The organism is Phaeodactylibacter sp. (genome assembly GCF_040219495.1).
Classification (GTDB): Bacteria; Bacteroidota; Bacteroidia; order Chitinophagales; family Saprospiraceae; genus Phaeodactylibacter.
The window spans coordinates 1-7,056 of sequence record NZ_JAVJSK010000153.1 but is presented as its reverse complement, the minus strand read 5'-3'; the positions used below and the strand labels follow the sequence as shown (position 1 = coordinate 7,056).

Sequence of the window (7,056 nt, the reverse complement as noted above, 5' to 3'; positions counted from 1 at the left end):
GCCCTTCTTCCGCATCCTCAAAATACTCCGAAGTCACAGAAGGGCTGCCATTGACATACCATTGGTAGGTGAATGGCGCTGTGCCCCCGGTAAGGGTAAGATTTATATGGCCGTCGTCTACTCCGCAATCAGAAGGGGGGTCGATATCGAATTGGAAGGTGGGGCCGGGGCAGGCCTCCAATACCACACTATACGTAAAAGAACAAGCATAAGCATTATAAACCTCAAGCGTATACTCGCCTGCCAGCACAATATCGTCCGGCTCTTTTGCTGTGGAGGAATAACCATTGGGGCTCGACCACTCATAGGTGAAAGGACCGGCACTGCCCTCAGCCGTGACCATAAAAGGCTGCTGTGGGGTGCCTTCGCAGAAGCAATCACCCAGCTCGGGATTGAGCTCAATCCTTATCTGTGCCTGCAGCGCACTGAGCAGGGCTACAAAGAGGACGGTAGTAATCGTGTATTTCATCATACTTGTGTTTGGGCAAAGGAGTGGCTGTGATGCGCCAAGCCGACTTGGCGGGCCGCTCCTTTGCAGTAGGTTGATTTTTTTATGACTAAAGGCACTCAGGAAGCAGTCTAAATCTTCTCCTCGTTAAACTGATTCAACCTCCTTATCGAAAATGTGCAAGGTATTCTTATTGTCGAGAACATAAAAAATGTTATCTTTTAGCTTCAATCCCCTTCCATATCTCGGTTGCTCTGACTTACTAAGTCTCTCCTGCGGTAGCTTGTAAATCCAGTCTAATTTATGGGTATAGCGATTTAATGCTCCAAGGGTTTGGCTATTCTTATCAGTAAAGTAGACATGGTCTGAATCAAAGACTACATTTGAAAAATTTTCAAGACCTGACGATTTCATATCCTCAATTGGGGTCAGACTGATTTCCAAAGATTCCAAGTCAACTTCAATAAAATCCTGATTAGCTAATTGAATCAGCTTGTTGCTTTTAAAGTCCAATTCTATGCTATTGCCAAAAGTGTCAAACTTTGGATGTCTATCATTTTTAAGAACAGTAATTTTCTCACCTGATTTTATATCCAAAAGCAATACTTTGCCACTATTTAGAAGAGCATAGATCGTATCGTCTTGAACCCCTATAATTTTGTTGACTTGTGTTTGCTTTTTGCGTCCATCATGATCCAGCCATGTACCTAAAGCAGATAAATTATAGTGCCACGCAATCGAACCATCTCTAATATCTAAAAAGACGAATTCATTTTTCCCTCTGAATTGACCTAAAATACCTTTATCAAAGCCCCAAACTCGTTGTAAATCAGTATCGATTGTCCAGTCTATTTTTAAGGATTTTATATCTATTAATTGAATTGTCTTTTTTCTATCCTGATCTTTATGCCGAGCCAATACTTTTGATTCTTGAAATAAACAAGTCAGTAAGACAGAACTCTGCAAGAAATTCAATTTCTTTTGTTGACCAGTTTTCAAATCAATACATCCTGTTCCTTCCTTTAAGCTGCCTTCTTCTCTTTGCTGGACAAATAGATTGTCTCCATATACCATTTTAGGATATTTTATGCCGCTAAATTTATGTTCCCAACAAACCGCTCCCAATTTTATAATCTCATTTGAAAAAGTCGTAACTATAAAATCATTCCCAGCCAAAGGAAAATAATGGGCAGTGATATTATTAAGTTCTCTGAGTAACCTCATCATAACATCAATTTAGGATGTCAATAAATTTATATAAACTTGGATCAAGCTCATCAACCATTGTAGCAAAATCATTGATATCGTCTATACCCAAACTATTCCACAAGCCTGAATTCACGTCGTTAATGTCATCATAAATTTTATAATCGTCCGATTGAAAGAGAGTCTTGAAATTTTGTTTAATATGGTCTAAGTCTGTCGATTTCCGGCCATTGAATATATATTCAAAACTATCCATGTTATCAATATCGGCAAGATACGCCTTGAATTGGTTTTTGAAACTTGAGTTAGTGGCAATATTTCCGATGGTTCCGACAGAATAGCTTTTCAACTCAAGCTTTTTGATAACACCAGGACTAACCTCTATCTCAATATCAAATAAACAGGTCATACAAATGCCAACAAGATTATCGGCGTCAACAATGTTTCCTTCTAGTTTACGAACTGTGACCGGATCTAAAGTCTTGAGCTTCGTTAACAGGTGACTCACTCCATCCTGAGCAAAGAAATTCGGATTTCTGAGAGCTATGACTACTTTGTTAAAACCCGGAACATTGTTGAAATTATTTATTAAGTGCTTTACATCGTCTAAATGCAAGGCTGCTTGTTTCATAAACGTATGAGAAGATCCTGTATGGGGGTGAACTAAAGATGTAATTATTACATCTAAATCTGATTGCCCATTAGGTAATTTATCGACAACAGCAGGATCCAACAACTCGGATAGTTTTTTTAAAAAAGGTACATCCGTACTATAAGCTCTTCCAATTACCTTCTCCCAAGCCTCCATCAACTCCGGCGCATCCACAAACTCGTCTAAAAATCCATCCCCCTCCTTCTGTAGATCTTTCAAAAACTCATCCACCTTTTGTGTGGCATCAAAATCAAGTATGCCATCTGCATCAAAGTGGTCGTTGATGAAGACCTCCTCGTACTTTGTCCAGAAAGCAACGCCAGCATCAGTATCCGGGTCCGGAAGCTTTTTGATTATGCTCTCCAAATCTATCCCACCATTGCAGCCTGTAGACCGGACCGCTACGGGCGTACCGCCAGAGGTAAAACCCAACGGACAGAAGTCAGGGTCCCCGTCCTTATTCTTTTTCCAAAGTACGGCCAGCGAAGGCTGCGATTTTAGCTTTCTTTGGTCGATGGGGTTGTCGAAATCACCTGCAAATTTCAGGTAGCCTTCGATCTCAGCATCGGTGAAATTGCCGTCTTGGAAGTATTTGTAGAAAGCGTCCGAGCTGATGCCATCTAAGTCTACCTCGGAGTGGTGCTTTATATCATCAAGGTCTTTGTTCCATTCCCGTACGGCAGGCTCGGTTTTTCGGGGCAGCCCCGATACTTTATCGGCTATTTTAGTAATAGCGCCTATGTTGCCACCGACCAGGAACATCACCAAGGATGCGCCATCTTCCCCAGCCGCGTAATAGGTGCCTTCTATACCATTGGGCCCATTCCCTGCGTAGGTGTCCCTCTTGTCCTGATAAAAAGCCCTGGCGGTTTTCAGTGGTTGCCGCACCATCTCTACTATATTGCCGCGTAGCTGCTTATCATTCACAAAAGACCAGGCAAAATTGCCCAATTGGACTGCACCGACTAACGGATTCTCGCTGACAACCACATTGCCAATTCCCACCAAGGCTTCTGGCACTTCATAAAGCGGCTGATCATCCGCCGGTAAATTAGCCCTCCACAGTTTATCCGTAATCTGCTGGGTTCCCATGAAGTCCACGCCAATAGACGTTACCTCACTGGCAATAGTATGGAAGTTTATATTTTCTTTAGTTGACTCAGGCAGGTTGGGCCGCAATCCAAAAAAATTAGGCCTTGAGGTGGGCGTGTTATCCTCTTCTCCCGGATTCGCGTTTTCCGCTAGAGTCTGCGGTGTCCTGACATTCCGGATCACATCCCTGATTTTTCGGACATACATGTTTTTCAAAAGCAGAGCTTGCTCTTCCGGCAGATCATAGCCCACATTAGTATGCGTATAGAAGTCCTCAGCTAAACGGACACAGAAGAAAGCCCTCCTATCCTCGGTATAATGAATTCGAAAAATGGCATCCTTAATGTGTGACTCAGCAGTACTTAGAGCAAGAGTTTGAAAACGCTCTTGGGCTTCACTATAGTCATAGCCACAGCCTCCATCAGGGCAATAGCTATTATCCGCTGTTATGATAAACGCGAAATTAGCGCCATAGACTTGAGATGCCTGAGTAATGGCTTGCTCGAAAATGCTTTTGGTTTCAGGATCTAGACCTGCAAAGTCTTGCAAATTGGCAGTCTCGCTTATTGCTGTATTCGGTGGGATGACATACGAAGGCGCCAACGCTATTTCTTCATCCAGTACAAAGCAATCTGGCTCATCCAGAGCACTTTCTTCTTCATTTATGCATTCGCTTGGGTCCAAAACTGCCTGTATGTCTTGAAGTACTCCTTGTGCGACAACATCATTTAAGGCAAGGTCAATTTCTTCATATACCCCTGTATAACAGTTGAACATGAAAGACTTAATCTGCCCGCCCACGCAAGTGAAAACAACATAGTCCAAGGTGCCATCCTCCCGAGTAACCCGGAAGGATGCCACTCGCTGGTTGATAGAAAGCAGCTCGAACGCCTCAAGGAATTCCGCCGCAGTAACGGGAGAGGTGCTAACCGGCACCCCCGGGGCGGGCGGCCCGGCAAATTGGCCGCTAAGCACGGCAGGGGCGCTGTAAAAGTCAGAGATAACAACTCCCGACCCGTTGTTGATATAATCAGGTTCTGCCCCTACGTAATTGGAGTAATTGTACGACACCGCCTCCGTGCTTTCCGGCCAGGGTGGAGACAGCTCTCCTAATGTGACGGCCAGTGTTTGACCCTCTTCAAAAGGGCTGACTGAAAAGAATGCTTCCTGGGGGTTATTGCTGGTAGTTACCACCGTGTTCATCCGGTGGTAGCCGACAAACAAGGGAGGCAGATTATTTAGAAGCTGTACATTCAAATCTACCCTACCCCTGTAGTACGTAATCTCTCCACTCTGTCCATAATTTGTAAAATCTGTAAGCCCGAGCAAAGCTCCTTCTGGTATATCAGCCCCTATCATATCGTCATTAGGCACAAATCGGGTGGTGTACCCATCTGGCACACTCATTGGTATACCAGCAGGAGAAATGGCTACCATGCTTTCTGTAGAGGACCCGTCACACAGTAACTGGTTGAGGTTGCCACTTGGCTGTGCGGCACTCAGCCCTTGGTCCATAAAGTTATTTAGGCTATTGTCCGTAATAGCGAAAATAGCTTGGATAGCTTCGCTACCGGTATTGCCGTCCCACCCGTCAATCTCGGTTTGCGCCAAGGCAAAGGACAGATCGGCATGCCCTTCCAGAGATTCTCCTGGATAATGATTGTCTAAGCCCGGCACATTAGTAAGGATGTATAATTTATCTTGCCCATCCCCTTCTGCCTCAAAGAGGTGTATCCAAAAAGCGAGCGGCGCATCCCCTTCGAATTTCCCTTCTATAAAGTCAAGGTAATCCATGCAGCTGCAGAGATCGTCGTTCTTAGTAATGAAGGTTCTGACCTTATCGTAGCCATACATCGTATTGAAGTAGGACATATAAGAGTCCATAACCCCAGCTAAATTGTCTATAACTTCATCATTAACTGCGATCACCTTTTCAGCATCGTCCTTGACACATATAACATCCGATGGAGAGCAGGCCGAAGTGCACAAACTTGTGGTTGTTCGCTGAGATGTAGGCTCACCGGGAGATAAGGTTACATCCGGATCTATCTCTATATCCATCGCAAAGAAGCCTTTGCCCTGGAAATAAGCTTGTATATCATCGGTATCCATAGCCTCCCCTACTTCTACAGCAGCAACAGCTTCACAACCGTTCGCCGCTGTGACAGTAACCGAAAATTCAGGATTGGCTGCCACATCAACATCTGAGACTGTAATGGAAGTTTCCGTCGTACCTGTGGCACCTGTAGACCATGTGTAATTTGAATATTGCCCTTCAACGGATAGCTCTACCGTACCTCCAGGGCATATCACAGGGTTCTCTGGTAATATACTGACAACAGCATCAATTTCTTGTAAGTCAATTTCTGCTGTAGTTTCACATCCTGTTACTATGTTAGTGACGGTTACATCATAATTTCCGCTCCTGTCTTCGCTTATCTCACTGCCAGAAAGACCATTAGACCAATAGAACTCATAGTCTTCAGCATTACCCTCTGGAACGACATTGACAATAAGCACTGATGGAGCTCCCGAACAAACAGACGTACTGGTAGCTGAAATACTTGCACTGAAAGAGGCTTCCGTGACTTCAATGCTGCCTTCATCGGTACATCCGGAAATTACATCCGTAATAGTTACAGTATAGGTGCCCGGTTGGCCTGCTTCAATGGCTGCAGTTGACTCTCCGGTGGACCACTGATAGGTATTTGCATCTGTGCTTAACCAAGTAACTGCTTCCAACCATACTGTTCCACCCTCACAAATTGAAGGTTCGGAGGGCGTTATTGTCAGATCAGAGGGTTGATTAACTGTCACCGTCACTTCCTCCTCAATCAACTCCCCCTCCGAAGTAGTCACATAAACGGTGTAGGTAGTCGTCTCAGAAGGCGTCGCATCAGGCATGGCAGATGCAGGGTCATCCAGCCCATCTGTAGGCAGCCAAGCATAACAATAATCCACGCCACCCACCGAGTGAGGCGCTGGCAGGCAGCCCGTGCCCAATTGTACGCTTACTCCTTCACATACATTCCAATCCGGCCCGGCGACACTAGTACACGGCGGCTCCACCACCACCTCAAAGCTCATCACTTCCTCACCATTTCCATCCGTGAGCTGGAACGTGTAAGTGCCAGCGACAGCCTCTGCGCTTGGCGACAGGTCGAAGCACACCTCGTCAGTACTGCCTGCCGGGAAGGTCAGCGGCATAGTGGTGAAATCACTAAAGTGCGGGGAGCCGTCCCCATCAACACTAAGCGCTAACACCATATCCTCTGCTGGCGCGCTGTCAGGCGACAGGCATAGCATGAATGGGGTGCCGGGCTCGGCCTCTATGCCGCCTGTTATTGGGGTGCCATCATTATCTGTCAGAGACAAACTGGGCATTGGAGCTTCTTCCAGGGCTTCGACCATGAAATTATCCAGCCGGGCAAATACATCGGGGAGATTCACCCCACCATGCTCCGCAACCACCCAGTAGTTGCCATCAGCCGTTACAGCAAACATACTGCTTTCCACGGTTGCACCAGGATCATTATAGTCAATATCAGCAAGCGGAATACTCTGTGATAGGACTGTAACCTGTTGGGGATTAGACGCCGGCGCATACGCAAAATTGACCGCCTGCCCGGCTCTGTTCACCTTCCCATTTAGGGATACC

The 7,056-nt window shown here is 45.6% G+C and carries 3 protein-coding genes; all 3 read right to left on the bottom strand.

The window, feature by feature from the left end:
• A partial coding sequence (locus tag RIC19_RS24170; protein WP_350180963.1) for a SprB repeat-containing protein occupies positions 1-472 on the bottom strand: 472 nt, incomplete at its 3' end.
• Between the two features lie 123 nt (positions 473-595).
• Positions 596-1,675 (bottom strand): outer membrane protein assembly factor BamB family protein, encoded by a 1,080-nt coding sequence (locus RIC19_RS24165; protein WP_350180962.1) that lies wholly within the window; start codon positions 1,673-1,675, stop codon positions 596-598.
• Positions 1,676-1,679: 4 nt separating this feature from the next.
• Complete coding sequence (locus tag RIC19_RS24160; protein ID WP_350180961.1) at positions 1,680-7,037, bottom strand: hypothetical protein; 5,358 nt, start codon at positions 7,035-7,037, stop codon at positions 1,680-1,682.
• Between the last annotated feature and the right edge of the window lie 19 nt (positions 7,038-7,056).